The organism is Geomonas sp. RF6 (genome assembly GCF_021044625.1).
Classification (GTDB): domain Bacteria; phylum Desulfobacterota; class Desulfuromonadia; order Geobacterales; family Geobacteraceae; genus RF6.
Map to the genome: position 1 here is coordinate 3,768,065 of NZ_CP087999.1, position 23,591 is coordinate 3,791,655.

14 protein-coding genes and 1 riboswitch are annotated in these 23,591 nt (G+C 62.2%); of the genes, 6 read left to right on the top strand and 8 right to left on the bottom strand.

Features of this window, described 5'->3' with window-relative positions; translation table 11 throughout:
- Positions 1–5: 5 nt before the first annotated feature.
- The 4 genes from LPW11_RS16175 to LPW11_RS16190 form a co-directional block, all read right to left on the bottom strand.
- Positions 6–1,283, bottom strand: a complete 1,278-nt coding sequence (locus tag LPW11_RS16175) for a cytochrome c3 family protein (RefSeq protein ID WP_230994909.1) — start codon at positions 1,281–1,283, stop codon at positions 6–8.
- Positions 1,283–2,584: an NrfD/PsrC family molybdoenzyme membrane anchor subunit gene (gene nrfD, locus LPW11_RS16180; RefSeq protein ID WP_230994910.1), complete on the bottom strand. Its 1,302-nt coding sequence runs from the start codon at positions 2,582–2,584 to the stop codon at positions 1,283–1,285. Before nrfD ends, LPW11_RS16175 begins: the two co-directional genes overlap by 1 nt.
- Positions 2,577–3,503 carry a 4Fe-4S dicluster domain-containing protein gene (locus LPW11_RS16185; RefSeq protein ID WP_230994911.1) on the bottom strand — a complete coding sequence of 309 codons (927 nt, stop codon included), beginning with the start codon at positions 3,501–3,503 and terminating at the stop codon, positions 2,577–2,579. The genes nrfD and LPW11_RS16185 overlap by 8 nt, the downstream gene beginning before the upstream one ends.
- Before the next feature lie 1,872 nt (positions 3,504–5,375).
- On the bottom strand, positions 5,376–5,834 hold the full coding sequence (locus LPW11_RS16190) for an AAA family ATPase (RefSeq protein WP_230994912.1): 459 nt from the start codon (positions 5,832–5,834) through the stop codon (positions 5,376–5,378).
- A 168-nt stretch (positions 5,835–6,002) separates the two neighbouring features.
- On the opposite strand from LPW11_RS16190, the gene LPW11_RS16195 reads away from it, so the two are divergent.
- Positions 6,003–6,692, top strand: coding sequence for a metallophosphoesterase family protein (locus tag LPW11_RS16195; protein ID WP_230994913.1), 690 nt, complete (start codon positions 6,003–6,005; stop codon positions 6,690–6,692).
- A gap of 12 nt (positions 6,693–6,704) precedes the next feature.
- Here LPW11_RS16195 and LPW11_RS16200 read toward each other — a convergent pair whose 3' ends face one another.
- The 3 genes from LPW11_RS16200 to LPW11_RS16210 all read right to left on the bottom strand — a co-directional run bounded on the left by LPW11_RS16200 (position 6,705) and on the right by LPW11_RS16210 (position 9,760).
- Positions 6,705–7,970: an exo-beta-N-acetylmuramidase NamZ family protein gene (locus LPW11_RS16200; protein WP_230994914.1), complete on the bottom strand. Its 1,266-nt coding sequence runs from the start codon at positions 7,968–7,970 to the stop codon at positions 6,705–6,707.
- A gap of 144 nt (positions 7,971–8,114) precedes the next feature.
- Positions 8,115–9,251 carry a M20 family metallopeptidase gene (locus LPW11_RS16205; RefSeq protein ID WP_230994915.1) on the bottom strand — a complete coding sequence of 379 codons (1,137 nt, stop codon included), beginning with the start codon at positions 9,249–9,251 and terminating at the stop codon, positions 8,115–8,117.
- Positions 9,248–9,760 carry a GNAT family N-acetyltransferase gene (locus LPW11_RS16210; protein WP_230994916.1) on the bottom strand — a complete coding sequence of 171 codons (513 nt, stop codon included), beginning with the start codon at positions 9,758–9,760 and terminating at the stop codon, positions 9,248–9,250. Before LPW11_RS16210 ends, LPW11_RS16205 begins: the two co-directional genes overlap by 4 nt.
- A gap of 423 nt (positions 9,761–10,183) precedes the next feature.
- Between LPW11_RS16210 and LPW11_RS16215 the strand changes: the two genes are divergently transcribed.
- The 5 genes from LPW11_RS16215 to LPW11_RS16235 all read left to right on the top strand — a co-directional run bounded on the left by LPW11_RS16215 (position 10,184) and on the right by LPW11_RS16235 (position 21,365).
- Positions 10,184–11,947 (top strand): autotransporter assembly complex protein TamA, encoded by a 1,764-nt coding sequence (locus LPW11_RS16215; RefSeq protein ID WP_230994917.1) that lies wholly within the window; start codon positions 10,184–10,186, stop codon positions 11,945–11,947.
- Positions 11,944–16,395 (top strand): translocation/assembly module TamB domain-containing protein, encoded by a 4,452-nt coding sequence (locus LPW11_RS16220; RefSeq protein ID WP_230994918.1) that lies wholly within the window; start codon positions 11,944–11,946, stop codon positions 16,393–16,395. Before LPW11_RS16215 ends, LPW11_RS16220 begins: the two co-directional genes overlap by 4 nt.
- A gap of 87 nt (positions 16,396–16,482) precedes the next feature.
- Entirely contained in the window at positions 16,483–17,328 is an 846-nt protein-coding gene (locus tag LPW11_RS16225) for a L,D-transpeptidase (protein ID WP_230994919.1), read from the top strand.
- Between the two features lie 79 nt (positions 17,329–17,407).
- A riboswitch (cyclic di-GMP riboswitch) is annotated at positions 17,408–17,482 on the top strand.
- A gap of 681 nt (positions 17,483–18,163) precedes the next feature.
- On the top strand, positions 18,164–18,874 hold the full coding sequence (locus LPW11_RS16230; RefSeq protein ID WP_230994920.1) for a hypothetical protein: 711 nt from the start codon (positions 18,164–18,166) through the stop codon (positions 18,872–18,874).
- A 202-nt stretch (positions 18,875–19,076) separates the two neighbouring features.
- The gene (locus LPW11_RS16235) at positions 19,077–21,365 is read left to right on the top strand and encodes a FecR family protein (protein WP_230994921.1); all 2,289 of its coding nucleotides are present in this window, start codon (positions 19,077–19,079) and stop codon (positions 21,363–21,365) included.
- A 564-nt stretch (positions 21,366–21,929) separates the two neighbouring features.
- Here the strand turns inward: LPW11_RS16235 and LPW11_RS16240 are convergent.
- Positions 21,930–22,526 carry an NYN domain-containing protein gene (locus LPW11_RS16240; protein WP_230994922.1) on the bottom strand — a complete coding sequence of 199 codons (597 nt, stop codon included), beginning with the start codon at positions 22,524–22,526 and terminating at the stop codon, positions 21,930–21,932.
- Positions 22,527–23,591 lie beyond the last annotated feature (1,065 nt).

Below are 23,591 nucleotides of genomic sequence, written 5' to 3' on the forward strand. Positions count from 1 at the left end.
AACCCCTACAGCGAAGTCGATGCGCGTCCCTTACCACCTCGCTTGCCGGGGAGCGCCTTCGGGAAATCTTTGTCGTCATGGCACTCCTTGCACACCGGCTTCTTCGCGAAGTCCTTCCCGGGGTGGCAGCTGTTGCAGTCGATCTCCTGGTGGTTTTTGCTGAGAGAAAGACCGGTGACGCTGTGGTTGAACGATCCGAGCTTCCAGGAGTGGCAGGAGGCGCAGCGGGAATCGACTTTCTTAAGCGGCGCGCGCTTTCCATGACACCTGTCGCAGGAGAGGCGCGAGTGGAACTTGCCGAGGTCCCAGCGGGCGTTTACCGTGTGGTTGAATGGTGCCGCTACCTTCTCGGCGTGGCAGGTATTGCAGTTGCGCGTGTCGTGACAGGCGGAGCACTGCTTGTGGCGCGTCCCGAAATCCGCCTTCGCAGCTTTTTCCTTCTCCACCTTCTTCTTGTGTCCGTCCGCGGTCTTCGCCTCGTGGCACCTCATGCACTTCTCGTCCTTGTGGCACCCGGTGCAGGGGAGGTTGAATTTCGCCACGTGCTCGTTGTGGTAGAAGGTGACGTAGCGGCCGGTGCTGGAGGTGGTGTCGTACACGACCCGCGTCGGCTCCTGGGAGCGCGGATGGGTCTTTCCGGTAGCCTTCGAGATCTTCTCCTGCTGGGTCTTCGCACCCTTTGCCGACTTCAGCTGGTGGCACGAGTCGCAGTCGGTGGACTTGCTCCATTTGCGGTGGCACGGCATGCACTGCCTGTGGTAGGCGGCCTCGAGGTCAGGGGTGCCGATGTCCTCCCTCTTTCTCTCCTTGCCGTGGCACTTCTTGCAGTTCAGCACCGGGCCGGTGGTGTTGTAGTGATGGCACCCGTTGCAGCCGTGGCTCATCTCGGACATCTGGGCATGCACCTTGTGGGTGAAGACGACGCTGCCGTACTTCTCCGACAGATCGTTCAGGACGAGCACCTCCGGCGCCTGCTCCGCGGAGTGATACACAGAGACGGTGTTCTTCGGGCAGCGCACGAGGCAGGGGTTTTCCTTCGTGGGGTACTCGCAGTCGTGGCACGTCTTGCAGTTGATCTTTCCGGTCGCGTGCCCCTGCGGCGGCTTTGCCTGCGGCTGCATCGGCGCCTCGTCCTGAGTCGCCTCCTCGCCCTGGTCCCCGTGGGACGCCGCCACGGTCGGCTTCTTCGTCTCCTTGCTGCTTTTGTTGCTGCTCTCCGATATGAGGGTAAAGGCGGCCAGAAGGGCCACCACGATGGCAAGAGTCAAGAGTACCTTTTTCATCACTGTTCACCTCCCAGGGGATTGGCGACAAGGTCGGCGACCGGTACCGCCTCGGTCTTCGGGACCCTGGCACTCTCCAGCTCTGCGGTGTCCACGCAGATCACCGGGAAGACCATCACGATGAGGCGATAGATCAGCACGAGGAGGCAGACAAACCCCACCGTCACGGAGATCTCCCCTATGGAAGGATAGTAGGGGGTGGTGGCGTACGGGGGGGTGTAGGCGACCACGAAGTTGTTGATCCTGTTCACCAGGACGCCGCAGATAACGAGGGCCGATGAGCAAAAGAGGCCGGCCTGCGACTTGATGATCCGGTCGGACATGAAAAGGAAGAAGGGGACGACGAAGAGTGCAATTTCGACCAGGAACATGACGCTCTGGGTGCTCGACAGGTCGAGGTACACGAAGGTCTTCCGGACGAACATGTCGCCCAGCTTGAAGAAAAGGTACACGCCGATGAGAGGGGTGATGTTGTTTGCCAGCCTCGAAAGGACGTGCATTTCCGCCTTGAGCCCGAAAGAGCGCGACGCGATGAGGGACTCGAAGATGATCATCGGGAAGCCCACCGACACCGCAGAGAGGAAGAAGAGCAGGGGCAGGATCGGGGTCTGCCAGAGGGGGTGGATCTTCTGTCCGGCGATGACCATAAGGGTGCCGAGCGACGACTGGTGCAGCGTGGAGAGAACGACGCCGGCAATGACGAAAAGGAACATCGCCTTGTCCAGCCCCCGGTCCCACAACTTGAGGATCTTGTCCACCGGCTCGTTGAAGCGCTTCAGGAAACCGTGCAGCTGCACCCTCCCGGTCTCCCTGTCCCTGAAGTACCCTTCGGTGACGATCGGGATGAACTCTATGATGAGGACGTTGAGATAGATCATGACGCAGATGCCGACCTCGAAGAGGGCGGAGTTGGGATTCCACATGATGAGGGGATGCCAGATGTAGTACCAGCGCCCGAGGTCGACGCAGACGCCGATGGCCACGAATATATAGCCGAGGAGAGCGGTAAGGAGCGCCGGGCGCAGGATGGCGTGGTACTCGTCGTTGTGCATGATGTGGCCGATGGCGGCGGAGGTGAAGCCGCCTGCCGCAAGGGCGACGCCGGCGGCGACATCGATCCCGATCCAGATCCCCCACGGGTACTGGTTGTTCAGATTGGTGACGGCGCCTACCCCGAAGAAGAACCTGGCGGCGAGGAATCCTAAACCGTTCAGTGCCAGGAGGACGAGGACGCAGACGCCGGGGGTGAAATAGTTCTTTGTTCTGTACTTGCCGGAAAGTGCGAGCGGTTTCTCACTCATGGCCGTCCTCCTTGTGATGTTCCGATTCATCCGCGGCGTGCCGTTTCTTTGACAGCCACATCACCGACCCGATGAGGGAGTAGTAGAAGACCGGGGGGAAATAGGAGGCGAAGATGCCGTGCTGAATCGACTCGGAGACGCCGGGGGCCGATTTGTTGTGCAGCTTCGGGAAGCCGAGTTCCGTGAAGTCGTTGGTGGCCAGGTACATCCAGGAGGTCCCCGCGACCTCGTGCTCCCCGAAGATATGGGTGCGGTAGCGCTCCGGCTCCCTTCTGATCTTTTCCCTGGCGACCCGTATGATCTCGTTGCGCGGGCCGTAGGTAAGGGCCTCCACCGGGCAGGTCCCCACGCATGCCGGCAATTTCCCTTCTTTCGTCCTGTTGAAGCAGAAGTCGCACTTGGCGATCAACGGTTGCAGCGCCTTCTGGTATTCGAAGGCCGGCACCTGGAAGGGGCACGCCACCATGCAGTAGCGGCACCCTATGCATTTCTCGGTGGCCCAGATAACGGAGCCGTTTTCCTCTTTGGTGAAAGCTCCCACGATGCACGCCGAAACACAGGCCGGGTGGTCGCAGTGCATGCACTGGACCTTCACGTTGGTGGGAAGGGCGTCGTCCTTGCCGCTGCGGAATTCGTTCACTACGGTCAGCGCCGTGTCGCTCGGACGGCGCATGGTGTTGAACACGCTTCTGTCGCTGTAGCTTTCGAGGTTGCCGGTGGGGAGGTCGTGAGCCTTTTTGCAGGCGAACTCACATTGCCTGCACCCCACGCACGCCGTTGTGTCGACCAGGACCCCCATGCGGTCCGGAGAGAGTACATTTTTGGGCGCCGCTTCGGCTTGCGTTGCCGTCGCGGTCAAGGTGGCGGCGCCCAAGGCTACTGTCCCCTTTAGAAATTGCCGCCTGTTCAGTTTTTTCATAGTCTCCTCCAAGGAATGAGCATTACAAAACTTGCAGATGGAGCCTTTTTCCAGGTTGTGAGACAGAACCAGCCGCCTTGCTGTGAAAAGGAAAGAGCCGCCCCGGCACTGATAGAGTGGCCAGGAGCGGCTCGTGTCTCGTTTGCGACTAAAGAGTCTCTCGCCAGATGCGACATTCTCTCCCCCCAGACATCACAAGTCATGGCATCAAAAGTACTTCTCCTGCATCTGCCGGGCTTCTACTGCTTTGGCTTTTGGTCCCCCGGCTGAGGATGGACCTCTACTGTCACTGGGTTAAAAGGTTCCAACCAATAGTAATGCGAGGCAGTACAGTGTCAATCACAGGCAGTGTTTACATTATCCTCGATGCATTTTTCTGCCGACGGCTCTGACAGGAGCTTGATTGCTCGAAGCGCTAACTCAGACGCGTTCCGTCGTCTCTTCCCGTTTGGCTAATCCTTCCTTCATAAGACGGATGACACATACAGCAAAATATCCCAGCCAAAAGAGTTCCCAAGTAACTACTCCACAGATCACCAGCGATGCCAGTATTAGTAACATGACTGTTTCCTCCTTTTGTCTTGTGAGTGGAGTTGCTTTGTGGGAGTACATTAGCACCAGCACATTCTTTGTAAATAAATGCTTAATGTATACACTTTAAAATTTCCTCTTATAGATAAATGCAATACTGTATGAGCTGCCAGCAATTGGTGTCAGGCAATGACATTTCACACTTTGAGTCAAAGCTAATAGTGTTTACATTCTATATCTCGATGAATATGTACGGCATTGATAAGGGATTATTGATTGATTCAAAGGTGTCAGGTGTTGACATTTCACATTGTAGGTGCCTGAGCTGTACAACAACAATAATGAAATAGTGTCAACGGAATGAAAGAGACAGAAAATGTATGTGCCTGAGCAGTACATTGACAAAAAATAGTGCCTGGGCATCACATTTGACAGTAAACGTGTTTACAACAAAGAGAAGTTAGTGCCTGAGTAACACATAAGACATAATAGTTGGTGCCTGACCACCACAATTCACACAGTCCCTGGTGCCTGAGCTGTACTTGTGACACAGAAGAAAAAAGGTTCTTCGAGAGAGGAGCTCGGCCGATGAGGTCAGCGTGATGCCGTTGAAGAAAAATGGGGTGCTTCAATGAAGGCGGTGGGGTGCCTACGGCAGGAAGAGTGGGTGCCTTTTCCGAAGAGTGAATGTTGGCAGCACGCTGGAGGATAGGCTTCCCAGCCTGTCCCGCGGCGTGAGCCGCGCGATTCATGGCGGCTGCGCCGCCAACGCAGGCAGGGATGCCTGCGCTCCAGCGCGGCGCCAACGGAGGGTGGTTTTCCTCGCGTGAGGTGGTGGGCGGCTACAGCACGATAGGCGCTACTGAGGTGCTTCTTCCCGTGAGGTCAAAGTAGGCAGCAGCGCTGGAGGATAGGCTTCCCTGCCTGTCCCGCGGCGCGAGCCGCGCGATTCATGGCGGCTGCGCCGCCAACGCAGGCAGGGATGCCTGCGCTCCAGCCCGGCGCCAACGGAAGGTGGTTTTCCTCGCGTGAGGTGGTGGGCGGCTACAGCACGATAGGCGCTACTGAGGTGCTTCTTCCCGTGAGGTCAAAGTAGGCAGCACGCTGGAGGATAGGCTTCCCAGCCTGTCCCGCGGCGTGAGCCGCGCGATTCATGGCGGCTGCGCCGCCAACGCAGGCAAGATGCCTGCGCTCCAGCGCGGTGTCGACGGAAGGTGGAGTCGATCGCGGGAGGTGGTTGGGGCGCTGCGAACTATGCTGCTACGTTCGCGGGAGCATCATGAATTAGCTACGACGCGAGATTCCGGCTGCAGGCCAAAAAAAGATCGAGATGCAAAATCCTCAACCGTTTTCCTGCCATTTCTCCACCAAAAAGCCCCCCGACTCATTGAGATACACATACCACAACTCGTCGAACCCCTCGTTCAGCGAGGGGCGTTCGAGGCGGGCGGCGAGGCCGAAGATCGCCTGGTCCGGGACGCGTGCGCTCCCCTGCCTCAGCCTGTTCCTCTCCATCGACTCGTCAACCTTCGAGCGGAAATAGTACCCGATGACTCTGAATCCCGCCTCCTTTGCCATGCCGATGTGGCGGGCTCTGCCGATCCTGGTGAGATTGGTGTTGTCCACCACGTACGATTGCCTCCCCGCAAGGCATGCCTCCAGCAGGAGCTTCTCACGATGCCGTGTCCGGAGCATGTCTCTGTTGATGCGCACGTGGCTGTCGAAGAGAAAGCTCTTGTAGAATGTGCTCTTCCCACTGGCCGGAATTCCTATCATGATCACGGCAGAAGCCTGTTTCATTTCTCCACTCCATGTACAAAGAAGACGGCCAAAGCTCAGTGGGAAGGATCCCCGTAAGGGAGGAGCGACACCGTTGCCGCGCCGAAAGCCCCTCGCGATTCAACTGGTATGTTAAAACAGTCGTCACTAGAATGTAAGAGAACGGAATGGTTGAGGAGGGCGGTTTTCATGGCGGGTGGAAGGCAAATAGTCGTAGGCGACATTCACGGCTGCTCGCGCACCTTTGAGGCTCTCCTGGCCAGGGTGGACCTGCAGCGCGATGATACGCTCTTTCTTCTGGGCGACTATATTGACCGGGGAAGTTCGACCCGGGGCCTCATCGAGTCGATCGTGCGCATGAAGCGGGACGGATTCGACGTGCGCCCCATTCGGGGCAATCACGAGGAGATGCTCCTCGGTGCGCTGGAGACGGGGCTTGCGGACGATCTGATCGACTGGATGGAACAGGGAGGGCACGCAACCCTCAGAAGCTACGGGGTGCGCCACCCCTCGGAGATGCCGGAACAGCACCTCCATTTCCTGCGGCGACTCCCTCTCTTCATCATCACCGACCGCTTCGTCTTCGTCCACGCGGGGCTCGACTTCTCCCTCCCCGATCCCTTCAGCGAGGCCGGTACGACTGCCATGCTCTGGGACCGCTCCGGCAAAGGGGATCAGCGGAGGCTCGGCGGGCGCAGGATCGTCACCGGTCACACCCCTCTCTCCCTCGACGAGATCCGCTCGACCCTCAATTCCGACAAGATCCGTCTGGACAACGGGTGCGTGCTCGGCGCGCGCTACCCGGGGCTCGGCAATCTCCTGGCACTCGACCTCGATTCGGGAGAGCTCTTCGTGCAGCGAAACGTAGACCGCCTCTGACGGCAGTGCGCGTCAGTACAGGAGGTAGCGCTGCCGCATCCTCTCGAACCCCACGAGTGACTCGTCCCAGAGCTGGAAAAGCTCCCTCGCGCCGGCTCCGGCCTCGACCGCCTGGCGCAGCCTGCCCGACCCGGCCATGTCATCGAACCCTTTTCTGAAGAACCCCTTGCGCAGCTCAGGGGGGAGCGCCTCCCACAACTCCCGCAACACGGCAACCCCTGTTTCCACAGGGAGCACCTGGCGGTAATCGGTGACGGTCACCCGCACCCCGTCTACCACCTTCCCCCTGTAGCGCGGCGCGCTCGATTTCCCCGGCATGCTCACCGGGGTGAAGTGCACCGCTTCGAAACGCACACCCGGAAGGGCGAGACGTGTCAGTCTCTCCGCCACCCCCTGCGCGTCGATCCCCGGCCACCCCACCAGCCGGAAAGGCTCCTTCGTGCCGCGCCCCTCGCTTGCCGACGTTCCCTCCAGAAGACCGGTGCCAGGATAGAAGAGGCAGGCATCGAAGCAGTCGATGTTGGGACTGGTCCCCACAAAGGAAAGACCGGTATCGGGCCAGCGCATCGCGCGGTGCCACCCTTTCATCCGCACTACCCCCAGCTCGAGCTCTCCCACCCCCGGGAGCATCTCTTCCCCCTTTACCATGGTGGCGAGTTCCCCAACGGTCATGCCGTGCGCGACCGGAATGGCATAGAGCGAGGTGAAGGAGGGGGGAAGTTCCTCCCGCACAAAGCCGGAGATGTACTCCCCCCCGAGCGGGTTGGGGCGGTCCAGCACCAGGAACGGGATGTGCGCTTCCGCCGCCGCCTGCATGGCGAGCCCCATGGTGGATATATAGGTGTAGAAGCGTGCCCCGATGTCCTGGATGTCGAAGACGAGAAGGTCGAGCCCCTTCAGGTCCTCGGGGCGCGGCTTTCTGGTGGCGCCGTAGAGGCTCTTTACGGGGATCCCCGCAACGAGGCCGTCACCGAGGCGCACGCCGTCCTCCGCGCGCCCTTCGAGTCCGTGTTCCGGGGTAAAGATGACGGCGGGCGCGACCCCTCCTGCCCGGAGAAGCTTCGTCAACTCGACACCCCCTACCACGGCGGAATGGTTGGTGATGAGGCCAAACTTCTTCCCTGCCAGCGGCTGAAAGCGCTCCTCGGCAACGACCTCGGCTCCCGTCTTGACCGGGGCACCGTGGGAGATAGTGGGGACGATACAGAATATGGCAATAAGGAGGAGGGGAAACCGGAGAGGGTGAATCATCATGAGCCGCCTAGGGTCACGACGCATGCGCCCCCCGGAAGATCACGGAGGTGTCGGAATCCGTGCGGGGAAAGTGCAGGGATCAGCGAAGGCGGGCAGCATCGGGATAAACAAACGCCCAAAGATACGCCGAATTGTGACTCAGGGCAAGGGGGTAGTTAAAGGGGGGATTTACGATCTTCCCATCAGCAGGCACAGCGCCGCGTAAATGCGCGCGGCGGCCACGACCTCCCGGAAAGGGACCTGCTCGTCCGGTGTGTGTGCTGTTTCGAGCGCGCCGGGGCCGAGGATGAGCGGTTTCACTCCGGCGGCAAAGAAGAGGTTCCCGTCCGAATGCGACCTGAAGGCGTCAAGATGCAGGTTCAGCCCGAGTTGCGGGTAGAGCTTGCGCAGGATCTCGGCGGGGCGGTTCTCCGTGCCGAGGTTGTATCCGGCGGCAGCAAAATCGAAGTCCACCGTCATCTTCAGCCCCGGGATGTACAGCTTCGCATCCTCCGCGACGCGGCGAATCGCTTCCTGCACGTCGACGGGGCTCCTGTCGGGGGGGAGATGGAGGTCGATCCAGGTTTCGCAGCGGTCGGGGACCACGAATCCCTTCTGGGAGGAGTGCATCTCCCGGATGGAATAGACCACCTGCGAGCGGTCCCGGTTGAAAAGGGGGTCTTTCCCGAGGTGCAAAAGGACCCGCAGCATCGACTCCACCGCGTTGTGCCCGAGCTCCGGGAGTGACGAGTGTCTCTTGAGCCCGTGGGTCACGAATCCTGCTTCGAGGTAGCCGAAGTGGGAAAAGCAGCCGGCAAGTCCTGTCGGCTCCCCGATCACCACCCAGGGAGGGGTGGCGCTCTCCAGAAACGTCGCGCTGCCGTCGCCGTTTTCCTCCTCCCCGACCACCAGGAGAAGCCCGACGTTTGGATGCTCCAGCGGGGAGAGAACCTCGTTCAGCACGAGGAACGCCTCCAGCATCGCCGCGCAGCCACCCTTCATGTCGGCGCTGCCGAGCGCATGGATGACGCCGTTTTCCTCCTGCGCTCCGACCTGCTCCAGGTCCCAGGCGTGCACCGTGTCGACATGTCCCACCAGAAAGAGCTCCGGATCACCGTTGCCGAGGACGACCTTCAGGTTGTAGCGGTCCTCCTCCACCGTCTGGCGCTCGACCCGGCAGCCGGCGGAGCTCAGCACCTCCTCCAGGTAGAGCTGGATGTCCTCTTCCTTCCCCGAAGGGGAGTAGATGTCCAGCATCTCCAGGAGGTTCTTTCTGAGGCGCTCCTCGTTCACCCCCTGCAGCACCCGCTCCAGAAGGGCCGTCACTTCTTCGCCCCTTTCTTCTTCGTCTTGCGCGTCAGGTTGAGGGTCATGTACACGTGCTCCTGCTTGTTGTTGAAGCCGTGCTTCTCGAAGAAGCGGATCGCCGGGAGGTTGTCCGCGGAGGTGTCGACGATGATCATCCGCGCCCCCTGCTCCCGCATGCGCCGCTTCATCTCCCGGAAAAGCCTTTCCCCGACTCCCGCCTGCTGCAGGTCCCTGCGCACCCCGAGCCAGACGAGGTAGCCGTACTTCCACGGCGAATTGTGCTTCTTCACCGTCGTCCCCAGGGCAAAGCCGAGGACCCTGTCCCCCTGTTCCGCGACGAGGCAGAGCTCGTTGTCGGAGTTGAAGAGGGTTGTTATCTCATATTCGTCCCAGGTGCGGTACAGGCTCTGGGAATAGTCCGCGGTGAAGACCATCTCCCCTATGTGGAAGACCTCCGAGAGGTCGTCGATGATCATCTCCCTGACTCGTACTGCCTCCTCGCTCGGTTCCGTTGTCGTCTCAGACATGCTAAACCTCGGCAATTTACATGGGTTTGCAGCCCCTGCGCGTCCTTTCCCTCCTCGGGCCGTAATTAGTATATACCCCGAAGAAATGTGACGCAAAAAGGGGGGCGCGCGAGTGGAGGTCCCCCCTCCCTTGACGGGAGGGGGACAGGGGGTGGGTGAAGCTGCTATCTGGCTGAAATGGAGGCACCTTCCCCCCCACCCTGTCCCTCCCCCGCAAGGGGGGAGGGGACGCCGGACCGACGTCACTGGAATTCCCGGATGAGCCATCTTTCAGAGGGGAGGCACGTCAGCTGCGGGTGGGTCCGGCAGCGACCCGCGCCCCCCTCTATTTGCAGGCCTGGAGCGGTATCGCGCCATTTCTTTGATACACTTGCATCCCGTGACGCCGCGGCGCCACGACATCCAGAGATCGAAAGGCTCCCGATGGCAAGGCTTTCCCCACTACACCGCGTCGCGTTCCTGGCTCTCCTGTGGGGCGCCCTGGTGACACCTGCCTTTGCCGATCCTGTGGAGATAGAGGTTTCCGGTGTCGAGGGGGATGCGCGTGCCAATGTGGAACAGGCCCTGGCGCTTCCGACCGGACTTGTGACCGAGGGGAAGGTCGACCGGCTCTGGCTCGACCGCTTCGCCGTGCAGGCGCGAGAAAAGGCGACCGATGCGGTGAAGCCATTCGGGTATTACCGCGCAGAGGCATCCTCCTCCGTGGAGCCAAGGGGGGGAGGGGAGTACCTCCTGAAGGTGCATGTGGAACTGAAGAGCCCGGTGACGGTCTCGGAGGTCTCCGTGCTGCTGGATGGGGCAGGTGCCGGGCAGGAAGCGCTGAAAAGGATGGTGCGGGAATTCCCCCTGCGCAAGGGGGGGGTCCTTTTGCAGCCGCAGTACGAGAACGCGAAGTCGCGGCTCAGATCGCGGGCTCTTGATCTGGGGTACCTCGACGCCGACTTCTCCCGCCACGAGATCCGTATCTCACCCGATCTCACCAGCGCCCGCATCAACCTCGTCTTCAACACAGGCGCCCAGTACTTCTTCGACGACGCCACCATCGAGGGGGCCCCGCAGTACCCCGACCCTTTCCTCCGGCGCTACCTCTCCTTCCACAGAGGGGAGGTCTTTTCCTATGCGAAGCTCGGCGAGACACAGCTCAATTTCACCAACGCCGAGCGCTTCCAGCAGGTGCTGGTGACCCCTGAGAAGGAGAAGGCGAAGGACTTCCACGTGCCGGTCGTGGTGCAGCTCACACCGGCGCCGCGCGTGACGATCCGCCCAGGCTTCGGATTCGGCACCGACACGGGGATCCGCTTCTCGGTCGGGTACCGGGACCTCGACCTCTTCCGCGCCGGGCACGATCTGAACGCAAAGCTCTATCTTTCGGAGAGCCTGCAGGGGGTTGCGGTGCAGTATCTGATCCCCAGCCCGAGAGACATCCGCACCAACACCACCTTCCAGCTGAACCTGCAACGGGAGGACGTGACCGCCTATATGAGCCGCCTCATCGCCCTGGAAGCGGCACGCAACCGCAGCCTGGGGAGGGGCACCCTCGGCACCGCGTACCTCAGGCTGCAGCAGGAAAATTTTACCGTCGGCAGCCAGAACTCCGGCTCCCGCCTCGTTCTCCCCGGTCTCCGCTACACCCAGGAGCGCTTTGACAGCATGACCCGCCCCACCAACGGTTTCCGCTACAGCCTGGAGGCCCGCGGCACCCACCCGTTCCTCGGCTCCGATACCGGCCTCGTGCAGGGGATCGTGCAGGGCCTCACCATAATCCCCCTCCCGTGGCGCCTTGGGCTGCGGGTGCGCGGCATGGCTGCCGGGAGCCTCCTTTCGGAGCCCCTCTCCGAGGTCCCGCCGTCTCTGCGCTTTTTTGCCGGAGGGGATCAGAGCGTGCGCGGCTACTCCTACAAGTCGCTCGGCCCCCGTGACGACACCGGGCAGGTCGTCGGCGGCAGGAACCTCCTCGTCGGGAGCTTGGAAATAGAACGCGCCCTCTTCAAGAACTGGGGGGTCTCCCTCTTTTTCGACGCGGGAAATGCCTTTAATGATCCAGGGTATATCAGGCTGAAGGAGGGGGCAGGGATCGGCGCCCACTACTACAGCCCCGTCGGTGCCATAAACCTTGCCGTCGCCCGTCGGGTAAATGACGAGCAGAGGGCGTACTACATCCACGTCAGCGTGGGGTTCGAGCTATGAGACGAGCCGTCACCTATACCGTCCTTGCGGGGCTCATCCTCCTGCTCGTGTTCCTCGGGGCGCTCTGGTGGCTCCTCTGGACCCCATCAGGTGCCAAGTGGGCGCTGCAGCGGGTCCCTTCCACGCCGCAGGCGTCCTTCACGGTGCGCCGGGTGGAGGGGCGGCTCCTCGACCACCTGGTCCTTTCCGGTGTGCGCGTCGTCTCGGGGCAGAGGACGACGACCGCCCAGCGGGTGGAGCTCACTTGGCAGCCGCTTCTTCTCTTTTCCGGCGAACTCGCAATAGGGGAGCTCTCATTGTCGGGAGTGAGGGTGGATGATCGGACGCCGGTCACGAAGAAGCCGATCGATCTTACCTGGCCGCGCCTCCCCGGCTTTGCCGACCTCTTCGAGGCCCGCGTCACCCATCTGCGGATCAACGATCTCACCTACCAGCGCCTGCAGCGTCCCGAGGTGAAGGTACGCGCACTCTCCGCGAGCCTTTCGTGGCGCTACACCCTTCTCCTGGTGAGTAACCTCCGGGCGGTCGCCCCGGCGGGGCTTCTCGCGGGAGAAATAGTCGCCGGGCTGAAGCGCCCCTCCCTCCGTCTCGACCTGATCGCCGCGCCCGCGAAGCCGATATCCGGATTCGATTATCTTTCGCTCCAGGCCCGTCTCGGTCGTGCCAGGGGGGCGGAGCAGGTCGCGGGCACGGTGAACCTCGTGGGGAAGCGGGGGGAGAAGCGCCTGCTGACAGTGGCCGGTGGCCTGGGGGTTACCAGGACTTCTCTCGTGCTGCACGGGGTGCGGGTCGAAAAGAGCGGGCAGCCGGGGACCGTGACGGTGGACGGCGATGTCGATCTTTCGGGGGAGGAGCCGGTGGCAGCGCTGAAAGTGCAGGGAAAGGACCTCGACCTCGCTCCGCAGATCGGCCGGCGCACCGACCTCTCCGGGATCATAAACGTTACCGGTAACCTCGAGAGGTACCGGGGGAACTTTTCTCTCTCCAACAAAGGAAAGGGGTGGGAGACGCTTTCCCTTTCCGGCACCCTTGCCGGCGGCATGAAGGGGATAAGGCTCGCCCCCGTCACCGCACGTGTCCTCAGCGGAGTCGTGCGGGGAGTGGTCGACGTGGGGTGGGGGGAGGTGGTGACGGTTCGCGCGGAGCTGGCGGCGCGGGGAATAAATCCGCAGCGCGTGGCGCCGAAGTGGCGAGGCCTCGTCAACCTCAACGCCGTCGGCGACCTCGCCTGGTCGCGCGGCACGACCCTGGTCTGGAAGGTAAAGGGGAGGCTCCTCGAGAGCCGTCTGCAGGGGAAGGAGCTCTCGGGGGAGGTCGATGCCCGCTCCAAGGACGGCGACATCCTCCTCAGGCGCCTCTTTCTGCGCGGCGAAGGTGTCGATCTCTCCGCCTCGGGGCAGCTCAGCCGTCGCGTCGATTTCAGCCTCGCGGCCGATGACCTTTCCCTCCTCCTCCCCTCCGCAGAGGGGGGGGTGCAGGGGAACGGATGGTTCCGGTACCGCAACAGGCGGTTTGCGGGGGAGATAGGCGGTACTGCGACCGGTCTTGTCGTCGGCGGCGTCGCCGCCCGGGAAGGCACCTTTTCCGCCGCCCTGTCGGATGCCGCCGGTTACCCTCTGCATCTCGATGCCTCGCTGGCAGAGGTGGCGATCGGAGAGGTCTATGCAAACAGCGCGACGCTTACGGCGGATGGAAGCGTGGAATCTCACGCTGCCACCCTCGTCGTCTGCGCACCTCAGGCCGAAGCGCGCCTCGCCCTCACCGGCGGGTACCGGGACAGGAGGTGGCGGGGGGAGATCACCGACTTCTCCGGCCATGATGCCGTCGGCCCGTGGGGACTCGCCGCCCCCGCGACACTCGGCATCGATTCCGGCGGATTCACCCTTTCCCCCCTGCTGGTGCGCGGGGTCGCAGGTGAATTCCTCTCCATCAGCGCCGCCGTCGGGAAGCCCCGGCTCGGGGGGGTGGCGCTAAGCTGGGGGGGGCTTAACCTCTCCCGTGCCAACAGCTGGGCGGATGGAGTGCAGTTCACCGGCGGGAGCAACGGCGACCTGGAGCTCAGCTTCCTGCCGAACCGCCGCGTGGACATAGCGGGAAAAGCCGTGGCAAGCGGCTCCTTCTGCCTCGACGGCAAGGAGGTCAGGCTGGAGAAGGGGCTGATCAGCCTCGGCGGCGACGAGCGGGGGCTCTCGGCTCAGGTCGAGCTGCACCTGTGGCGCGGGGTCGTGCAGGCGCGCTTCACCTCTCCTGATGCCGCGCGTCTTGCGCTTCCGGACGACGGCGCTATCGACGCCCGCTGGGCGAACCTCGACCTTAAGGAGCTCGCGCCGTGGTTCCCGCCGGGGACGCGCGTCGACGGGACGATCGCGGGGCAGGTGGCGGGGAGGCTCCTCCCCGGGCAGACCGTCGACCTGAAGGGGAGCACCTCGCTGGAGGGGGGGATCGTGCACTGGACGAAGGAGGACCAGTCGCTCGACGCCGCCTTGCAGCGCTCCGAGATATCGGTCTCCTGGCAGGGGGGGATCACCCCCGGGAAGATCCGCGGCGCACGCATCGCGGTGACGGGGAGCGCGGCCGGCGCCGGCACCTACAGCAAAGGGGGGAGGCGCCTCACCCTCCTGCGCGCTCTCCTCTCGCTCGACGCAGGCTCCCGCGGGACGCGCGTCGTCTTCGAGGCGGTCCCGGAAGGGAGGGGGGTGGTGAAGGGGGTTCTCGCTTCCGATCGCCCCGCGTCGTTCGACGTCCCCGACAGCGGCCGGTTCGAACTGACTCTCGCCAACCTCGATCCGCACATCCTCCAGCCCTGGCTGCCGGGGGCGGTAAACCTGGAGGGTGATCTCTCCGGGAAGGTGGCGGGAAACCTCCTTCCGGGGAGTCGCTTCGAGATGGCGGGGAATGCACTCTTCTCCGGAGGGCTCGCGAAATGGCATGGGGAAAAGGGGGAGATGCAGGCGAATCTGCGCTCCGCCGGCGTCAACTTCACGTGGCGCGAGGAATGCATTGCCGGGGACCTCTCCCTCGTACTCTCGGGCGCCGGTCAGGCGCAGGGAAAATTTCAGCTGCCACTTCCGGCGCGCTTCCCGATCGCCTTCGACCAGAACGGAGCCGTGAGCGGCTCGCTGACCGGGAGGCTCCAGGAGCAGGGGGTCTTGAGCGCCTTCCTCCCGGGGATGGTGCGGGAGAGCCACGGGAACCTCGATCTCGATCTCGCCCTCGGAGGGGTATGGCGCGATCCGGTTGTGCAGGGGAGAGTGGGGCTCACCGATGGCGGCGGCTACCTTCCCTCCCTCGGCATTCGGGTCACCGATGTGACACTCGCGCTGCGCCTCGCCAAGGACGTCGTCCGGGTGGAGACGCTGCGGGCCCGGTCCGGTCCCGGCGAGATCGTGGCAGTCCTCCAGGCGGAGGTGGACGGCTGGCAACTGCGCCGCTACCGCGGGACCCTCAGCGGAGAGCGTTTCCAGACCTTCTATCTTCCCGAGCTCCGGGTGCTGAGCTCGCCCCAGCTGACCTTCCAGGGGGACGAGAAGCACCTTGTGCTGCGCGGGCAGGTCGGCATCCCGGAGATGCACGTCCTCGGTCCCCCGCCGCACCAGGCGGTATCGGAGAGCAGGGACGTAATCATCGAAGGGGTCCCTGAAGAGGGTAAGCGCACCTTCCCTGTCGACCTCGACGTGAGGGTGCGGGTCGTCCTCGGTGAGAAGGTGGAGGTGAAGACGGAGGGGATCGACGCGCAGCTCGGCGGCGGCATGGAGATATTCTTCACCAGCCTGGACAAGATCCGGAGCAGCGGGGAGATCAACGTGGTGAAAGGGCGCTACCGCGCCTACGGCCTCGACCTCGACATCGTGCGGGGGCGCATCTACTATGCCGGAGGGCCGATCGACCAGCCGACCCTCGACATACTGGCGCTGCGCACCATCAGCGACGTGAAGGCGGGGGTGACGGTCGGGGGGATTCTGCAGGAGCCGGTAGTGAAGCTCTATTCCGAGCCTGCCATGCCGGACGTGGACATCCTCGCCTACATGGTCATCGGGCACCCGCTCGGCACGAGCAGCGCAGAGCAGGGGAGTCTGGTCGCCCAGGCGGCCGGGGTCCTTTTTTCCACCGGGCAGTCGTCGTCGTTGCAGGAGCAGATCAAGAGCAGGCTCGGGCTGAGTACTCTCGAGCTGCAGACGGCCTCGCCGGAGACGACGGGAAGGATGGGGTACAAGGAGATTGCCGTTACCCCGACCGGAGCGCCCAGCAAGACGGCCCCCGCCACCCAGTCGATGCTGACGGTAGGGAAATACCTGACGCCAAAGCTCTACTTCAGCTACGGCCGCTCCCTCTTCACCGGAAGCAGTCTTTTCATGCTGCGCTACGATATCTCCAAACACTGGCAGATCGAGAGCCAGACCGGCACAGAGAGCGGCCTCGACATCTATTACAAGATACAATTCAAGTAGTGAAGCAAACTGCGCCCCCCTTCGGCGCGTGCGGGGCACGACCCGCCCCCGGAAAGGGAGGGAGTTTGCGACCGCAGAGGGAAGGAAATGAGAACCCGCGCGCTGAAACTCCTTGTAATGCTGCTGACTCTTTGCTGCGCTTCCGTCGCCGACGCAGCGAAGATGAAGGTGAAGTCGCTGTGCGACATCTACTACCCGAGCGACACCCGGATTCCGTGGGAGTGCGTCGAACTGCAGGAGGGGGATACCCCCAACATGATCTTTGGTCGGTACTGGCGCGACGGACTTCATTTCAACCGCATGGACCGGCGCCATTTCGGAGCCGGGGTGTCTGTGAAAGTTCCGCTAAAGATGGAACAGCTGCGCGGCTTCACACCGCTGCCGGCGACCTACCCGAGCGCCGCCCGGGAGGCGAAGTTCATACTGGTGGACCAGACAGAGGGTTATCTCGGGGCGTATGAAAACGGGAAGCTCGTCTTTTCCACCCCCGTTGCCGTCGGGATAGAGGGGTATCCCACCCCGACCGGCACCTTTCAGGTAGATGCGGCAAACCGGACGCACTCCTCAAACCTTTACCCGGTGGAGGGGACGGATCGTCCGTACCCGATGCATTACGCGCTGCGGTTCTTCCAGGACAAACGGGAGGAGAGGTGGCCCGCCTACTGGATCCACGGCCGCGACGTCCCGGGCTATCCCGACTCCCACGGCTGCGTAGGGCTTTACGACGAGGAGATGCAGAAGGAGTACTTCAAGAGTCCGCGAAAACCCCTTCTAAAGGACGCGAAGTGGCTCTACCAATGGGTGACCGGGGAGCGGGCGAAGGTGAAGAGCTTCCAGAAGGTGGAGAACGGCCCGAAGGTGCAGATTGTGGGGACTCCCCCGGGGGTGAAGGTGACGCCGGGGGGGCGGCCGGTGGGCGCCCCCGGTCCGTAAGCGTCGCTGGTTAAAAATGTTTTTTTTGACTTTGCATCTGCAGGTGAGCTAAACAGGGTGTGCAGAACCAGCATAAGATAGACGACAATACTAAACCATTCGCGAGAATGGGACGGAAAGCCTAGGGTCTCACGAAGACAGCCGGGTCGCCGAAATATCGAACAGAAGATATTAAGGCCCCGGCTTTTTTGCGTCCGGAACCCAAGAGGGGGGTCAGGTCTTGAAATATCAGTTATTAAAGAAGGCGGAGCGGTCGTTGGCGCGACTCTTTGCGTAAGGCACTGTATTATCACCTTTAGCTGCAGCATGCCATGCATGTCACCGGCGCAGGGGGTATGGAATATAACGATTGCGTTGCAGCAAAACCTTATATTTCAAGACCACATAGTGGGGGTCAGGTCTTGAAATATCAGTTTTTAAAGAAGGCGGAGCGGCCGGTGGCGGAACTCTTGGCGTAAGGCACTGTTATCACCTTTAGCTGCAGCATGCCATGCATGTCACCGGCGCAGGGGGTATGGAATGTAACGATTGCGTTGCAGCAAGACCTTATATTTCAAGACCTGACCCCGCGTCTGAACCCCGCGTCCCCGTGGGCTGTCTCTCTTGCCTTCCAACCCTTTGCAGTTACAATGATTCGGTTTTTCCGTCTCACTCTGGAAGTCACACAAGGAGCACAAGGAGGGTTTGGCGGCAATGACCTTATATTTCAAGACCTGACCCCCGGTCATACCTGAGGTAAACCTTATATTTCAAGACCTGACCCCGTCGTACGCGACACAGCGGGGGCTTTTCCACCGGAAGGTGGCGAAGGGAAATCAAAAAAAGAGGTGATGTCATGAAAGGAAAGCATATGAGGAGCACCGTTTTGGGAGGGCAGTTGGTCGTCTCCCTTCTGCTCGCCGCATCTGTCGCGCAGGCAGGCGTCGGGATGGACGTCAACATCCACGTGGGGGACCAGCCCCGCGAAGTGGTGGTGCGCCAGCCGCCCCCGCCACCCGTTCCTGTCGTGGTCGGTCCGCCGGTGCGCGAGATCGTGATCGAACAGGATGTGGATTTCATCTTCCCGCAGTCGCTCGGTTTCTACGTGGCGGTGGGCGTACCGTACGACCTCTTCTTCCTCGGAAACCGCTACTACATGTTCACTGACGGCAGGTGGCTCTACGCGCCCAGCAGCCACGGTCCGTGGGCGGTGACGAGCTACCGCGAGCTTCCGCCGCGGCTTCGCAAGTACCGCATCGACCGGATCCGCGAGTGCCGCACCAGAGAGTACGAGATCTACCGCCACGACCACGACAACTATCGCGGCAAACACTTCCGTGCCGGGAAGGAGGAGTGGAAGGCGCAGCGCAAGGAGGCGAAGGAAGAGCGGAAATGGGAACGCAAGCAGGCGAAGGAAGAGCGGAAATGGGAACGCAAGCAGGCGAAGGAAGAGCGCAAGTGGGAGCGGCACGCGGAGAAGGAGCGTCGCAAGGAAGAGAAGCACGCTGAAAAGTGGGATAAGCATGGAGATCGGGAGGAGCGCGGCGAGCGCCACGACCGCTACTAGCAATTCCCTTTCCGCCTGTTTCTCATGATACGGCGCCCTCACCACGATCCTCGAGGTGGGGGCGCCGCCTACCTTTTCCCTGCCGCTTCACCCCCCTTTTCTCCCATTTCCACAATGGTTCCACATTCATTCCATAATTTTCGGCTGAACCGTATGCTATGCTGATCTCGTCTGAAGGATCCTTCTTTGTCGGAGTGGCGCCATGAAAACAGCAAAGGCTTTCCTCGTTGCAGCATTCCTCCTCCTTACCCCCGCACTTTCGTTGGCCGCCGGGCTTGGGCACCTGCGCATCAGCTACCTCAAGGGGGATGTCCAGGTAAAGACCCCCGAGGCGGGTGAATGGGGGCTCGCCGTCGTGAACGCGCCACTGGCCGAAGGGGACCAGGTGTGGGTGCCAGCCGGCGGGCGCGTGGAACTGCAACTGAACGGCGGAAGCTTCCTCCGGCTGGACCGGGACTCATCGCTGCAGATACTCTCCCTCGACGAGGATTCGTCGCAGTTTTACCTCGCACAGGGGAGGGTGTACGTGAACTTCAACCCGCCGGGGGGCAACGTTCTGCAGGTGGACACACCGGATGCCTCGACCCGCGCCTTCGACAACACCGTGTACCGCATCGACATGGGGAGCGAGTTTAGCGACGTCTCCGTCTACAAGGGGTCCGTCGAGGCGGAGAACCGGGTCGGCATGCGGAGGATAAGCGCAGGGGAGATGCTCTCCCTGAGTGAGAACTCCGACGCCGTCATAGGCCCGATGGGACCGCCGGACGAGTGGGAGGCGTGGAACAAGACGCGCAACAGGCGCTATCTGGCAAGCAGCAGGAGCGTGACGTACCTTCCGGAGGAGCTGAGGTGGTACGCGCCCGATTTCGACGGTAACGGCAGGTGGGTGTATGTCCAGGACTACGGCAACGTCTGGACGCCGACTGTGATAGCGGCGGACTGGTCTCCGTACCGGGAAGGGCGCTGGGTCTGGAGAGGGGGGCATTACGTCTGGATCGGCTACGAGCCGTGGGGATGGGCGCCGTACCACTACGGCAGGTGGGCCTACGTCGGAAGGGTCGGGTGGTGCTGGGTTCCGCCTCCGCGACGCGCGGTGTACTGGGGGCCGGGATATGTCGGGTGGGTGACCACCTCCGATCATGTCGCCTGGGTTCCGCTGGCGCCGGGGGAAGTTTATTACGGACGCGGCTACTACGGCCCCAACAGCGTGAACATCACCAACGTGAACGTGACTGAGGTGAGGATCACCAACGTCTACCGCAACGTCCACGTGCACAACTGCGTCACCGCCGTGCGGCGCGACACCTTTGCCACCGCCTCTCCCAGGAGGGTACGGGCCGATCAGAACTTCGTGCGCAACAGGATTTTGGCCAGCGGCCGGGCGCGTCCGGGCGCTCCGGACATCCGTCCCTCACGTGGAGGCGAGCTCCTGTCGGCGCGACCGGTACCGCAAGGGAAGCTCCCGCCTCAACGGGTGAGGACGATGGAGGTGCGGGAGCTGAGAAGGGAACGCCCACTCGTGAGGGAGCCACAGCGTTCGGTGCTGACACCTGGAGGCTCGGTGCAGACTCTCCCGGTGCGCAACGTGGAGACGAGGAGAAAGCCAGGTAGCGGGCGACCCGAATTTAAATATGTCGCTCCGGCGAGTGCGGCTCCTGCTCCTCGCACAGATGTGCGCGCTCCTGAAGGGACGCGTTCAGGCACGGCTGGTGCTCCGGCGACGGTGCCGCCCCAGCGGGACACGACGGAGCACCGCAGGCGGAACCCGGCAGAAGCAGGGCGACGCGCAGGTGTGCCGGAGAGAAAAGACGCGCCGCAGGGCGCTCCGCCTGCTGCCTCGGCGGCACCTTCGGCACCGACTGCAACACCGGTGGCGCCGTCTTCGACGCCTGCGGCGCGCTCCTCCGCTCCGGCGGCTCCCGCCCCTCACGAAAGCGCTCCGCACAGAAGAGTGCGCCCCGGCAGGGCGGGCGGGGCATCGTCCGACCCAGGCGCCGCGCCTTCTGCCGCACCCCCGGCTGCACAGCCGGCAAGACGTGCGACTCCGGCAACATCCGCGACTCCTGCGACATCCGCGACTCCGGCGAGTCCCGCCGCTCCGGCGACCCCAGCAACGCCAGCGTCCCCGGCAAGAAGGGAGCACGAGCGCAGGGGACCGATGGAGAGAGCTACTCCGACAACGCCGGTTTCACCCGCGCCGGCAGTGCGGCCGCATTCGCAGCACCCGTCGCGGCCGGCGGTAGAGGTGCCGGCGGCTCCTCCGGCCCAGCGGGCTGTTCCCGCGCCATCGGCCGCGCCGGTGCAGAGGGGCGGGCAGCCGCCTCGTGAATCGTACAGGACGAGGACTCCGGCGGCCGGTCCGCGCGAAGTTCCCGCACCTCCGGCGACGCCGGCCGCCGGGGCGGCTCCGGGCGCGGCTCCGACTCCTGTACCTGTGCAGCCGGCGGCGCCGCGCCCGGGAATGCCGGAAGGGCGCGGAGGGGACCGATGACGCCAGGATGACATCTCCATCTTGGCGCACGTTACTGCTGTCGCAGTTGCCGGAAACGCTTCGCTTATTCCGGCCTACATTTACAGACGCGTGTGCAGGATTGGCATCAAAAGGGAAATCGGAACCTCAGGGCATGTGTGCCCATCAACGCGCAGGCCACGGCTGTAGTTCCCCCCTTTGCGAAGGCTCTTCCGGGAATTGTGGGGAAGGTGGTTACAAGGACCCGGGTGGCACCGCGCTGGAGCGTAGGCATCTTGCCTGCGATGGCGGCGCAGCCGCCACAGACCGCGCGGCTGGCGCCGCGGCTACAGGCTGGGAAGCCTGTGCTCCAGCGCGGCGCGACTAGCTTCCCCTCCCGTCAACGGATGGGGGTTAGCCATGCACGGCTCCCCCCGGAATTCCCGGATGAACCTTTGCGAAGGGTGACAGCGGGTGTTTGAATTTTTGCCGACATTCTCCTCCAGAACTGCACTCCTTTCAAAGTAAGCTGCCGATGATCGGGACGAAATCAAAAAGGGAGCCTCAAGTGCGAGGCTCCCTTTCCCGTTTATTGCAGGCGTATTGCTAGTTCGCTGCTATTTCGTTCGAGAAGTCATCGATCCAGTAGACGCGGTCCGCGCGGCTCTGCAGTTCAGTCGACACAGCTGTCTTGAAGACCACGAGCTCCACCTTTTTTCCTATCTCGGAGAGGAACTCGATGGCGTCGAGCAGGTCGGAGTCGCCGGAGGAGAGAATGAGGGTGTCGTAGTTTTCCTTGTGGATAAGCGAGAGGGTGGCGATGCCGACGTCCACTCCCTTCTGGATCTCGTTGTTTATCTTGTGCAGCGGCGTTGTTTCCGACTGGTTGGGGCAGGAGAGGTTCACTTTCGTGCCGCATATCTCGCAGTAGGCCTTGTCGGCCCGCTGGGTCTTCAACTCGTACAGCTTCGTGATGATCTTCGGGCCGTTGGGGGGGGCGCTTCTGAGCCAGTTGTGGAAGTTGTCCTGAGCTTCGCTCGGCGGGTTGTTCGTGCTGTTCAGGTAGTATGCCCGCCAAATCGGGCCGTCATGCTCCAGCTTGTTTCTGAGCTTCAGGTAGGAGAACTGGTAGTTGGCCGTCACGCTATGCCTGCTGTTGAATAGATACCCAGCGTCTATGAGCCATAGCCTGCGGTTAGTCATGTTGCGCTCCTTTCTGATGTAGGGAGAACGACTAGGCTTTCTATATCACATTACCCTCCCTTTACAAGCCACTGCCGCTGAGGTGCTGGGATGCGATGAAACTCGACGGCCCATCCCTCTACGCCGTTCCCCGATCGCTCCCTTGACAGCTTCACCCATCCCTGTGCACCTCCCTCGAAGGACGGAGCCCCTCTCATGTGACTTTCCGATTACCTCATTTTCAAGATCCCGAACCGTGAAGCAGTGATTAAAGCTACTTATGCGCCTCCATGGATCGTCAATAATCTGTCGCTGATGCTGTAATCACCAAAAAAGTGCATAAACAATTGGGAGTTATGCGTACAGCACCTATTCATGCGGCTTCGCAATCCACATTTATGTGGATAACTGTGTTCATAACTTTGCGCCGGAACCCTTTAGACCCACCTAAAACGCGACCTTTTAGCCTTTTGCCTACAAAATAGGCAGCTGGTTTTGACGCGGAGGGGGACCCTTCGATGTGTACTGGCAGGCGCGGGGAAGCGTGAAATGTAGGCCGGGATAAGCCGCCAGGCGTTCCCGGTGGTCCACCCGCACACGCCGGTGCGGCAGCGATTGCCGGAAACGCTGCCGCTTATTCCGGCCTACATGTCTCCTCCGGGTCCGTGAGGGAGTGAAGCTATAGAATAGGAGGTTGGTTATGATGCGGAGGGCGATCCTGTGGGGTGGCAGGGGGGGGCAGCGTGATATGTAGGCCGGGATAAGCCGCCAGGCGTTCCCGGTGGTCCACCCGCACACGCCGGTGCGGCAGCGATTGCCGGAAACGCTGCCGCTTATTCCGGCCTACATGTCTCCTCCGGGTCCGTGAGGGAGTGAGCTATATAAATAGGAGGTTGGTTGACGCGGAGGGTGACCTTCGTTGTGGACTGGCAGGCTGGAGCCGCGTGATATGTAGGCCGGGATAAGCCGCCAGGCGTTCCCGGCGGTCCACCCGCACATGCAGGTGCGGCAGCGATTGCCGGAAACGCTGCCGCTTATTCCGGCCTACATGTCGCCTCCGGGTCCGTGAGGGAGTGAGCTATATAA

Coding starts and splice junctions, on each gene's coding strand:
- LPW11_RS16240 (WP_230994922.1), bottom strand. CDS start 22,526: ATGACTAACCGCAGGCTATGGCTCATAGACGCTGGGTATCTATTCAAC.
- LPW11_RS16220 (WP_230994918.1), top strand. CDS start 11,944: ATGAGACGAGCCGTCACCTATACCGTCCTTGCGGGGCTCATCCTCCTG.
- LPW11_RS16200 (WP_230994914.1), bottom strand. CDS start 7,970: ATGCGTCGTGACCCTAGGCGGCTCATGATGATTCACCCTCTCCGGTTT.
- LPW11_RS16215 (WP_230994917.1), top strand. CDS start 10,184: ATGGCAAGGCTTTCCCCACTACACCGCGTCGCGTTCCTGGCTCTCCTG.
- nrfD (WP_230994910.1), bottom strand. CDS start 2,584: ATGAGTGAGAAACCGCTCGCACTTTCCGGCAAGTACAGAACAAAGAAC.
- LPW11_RS16230 (WP_230994920.1), top strand. CDS start 18,164: ATGAAAGGAAAGCATATGAGGAGCACCGTTTTGGGAGGGCAGTTGGTC.
- LPW11_RS16225 (WP_230994919.1), top strand. CDS start 16,483: ATGAGAACCCGCGCGCTGAAACTCCTTGTAATGCTGCTGACTCTTTGC.
- LPW11_RS16185 (WP_230994911.1), bottom strand. CDS start 3,503: ATGAAAAAACTGAACAGGCGGCAATTTCTAAAGGGGACAGTAGCCTTG.
- LPW11_RS16175 (WP_230994909.1), bottom strand. CDS start 1,283: ATGAAAAAGGTACTCTTGACTCTTGCCATCGTGGTGGCCCTTCTGGCC.
- LPW11_RS16210 (WP_230994916.1), bottom strand. CDS start 9,760: ATGTCTGAGACGACAACGGAACCGAGCGAGGAGGCAGTACGAGTCAGG.
- LPW11_RS16190 (WP_230994912.1), bottom strand. CDS start 5,834: ATGAAACAGGCTTCTGCCGTGATCATGATAGGAATTCCGGCCAGTGGG.
- LPW11_RS16235 (WP_230994921.1), top strand. CDS start 19,077: ATGAAAACAGCAAAGGCTTTCCTCGTTGCAGCATTCCTCCTCCTTACC.
- LPW11_RS16195 (WP_230994913.1), top strand. CDS start 6,003: ATGGCGGGTGGAAGGCAAATAGTCGTAGGCGACATTCACGGCTGCTCG.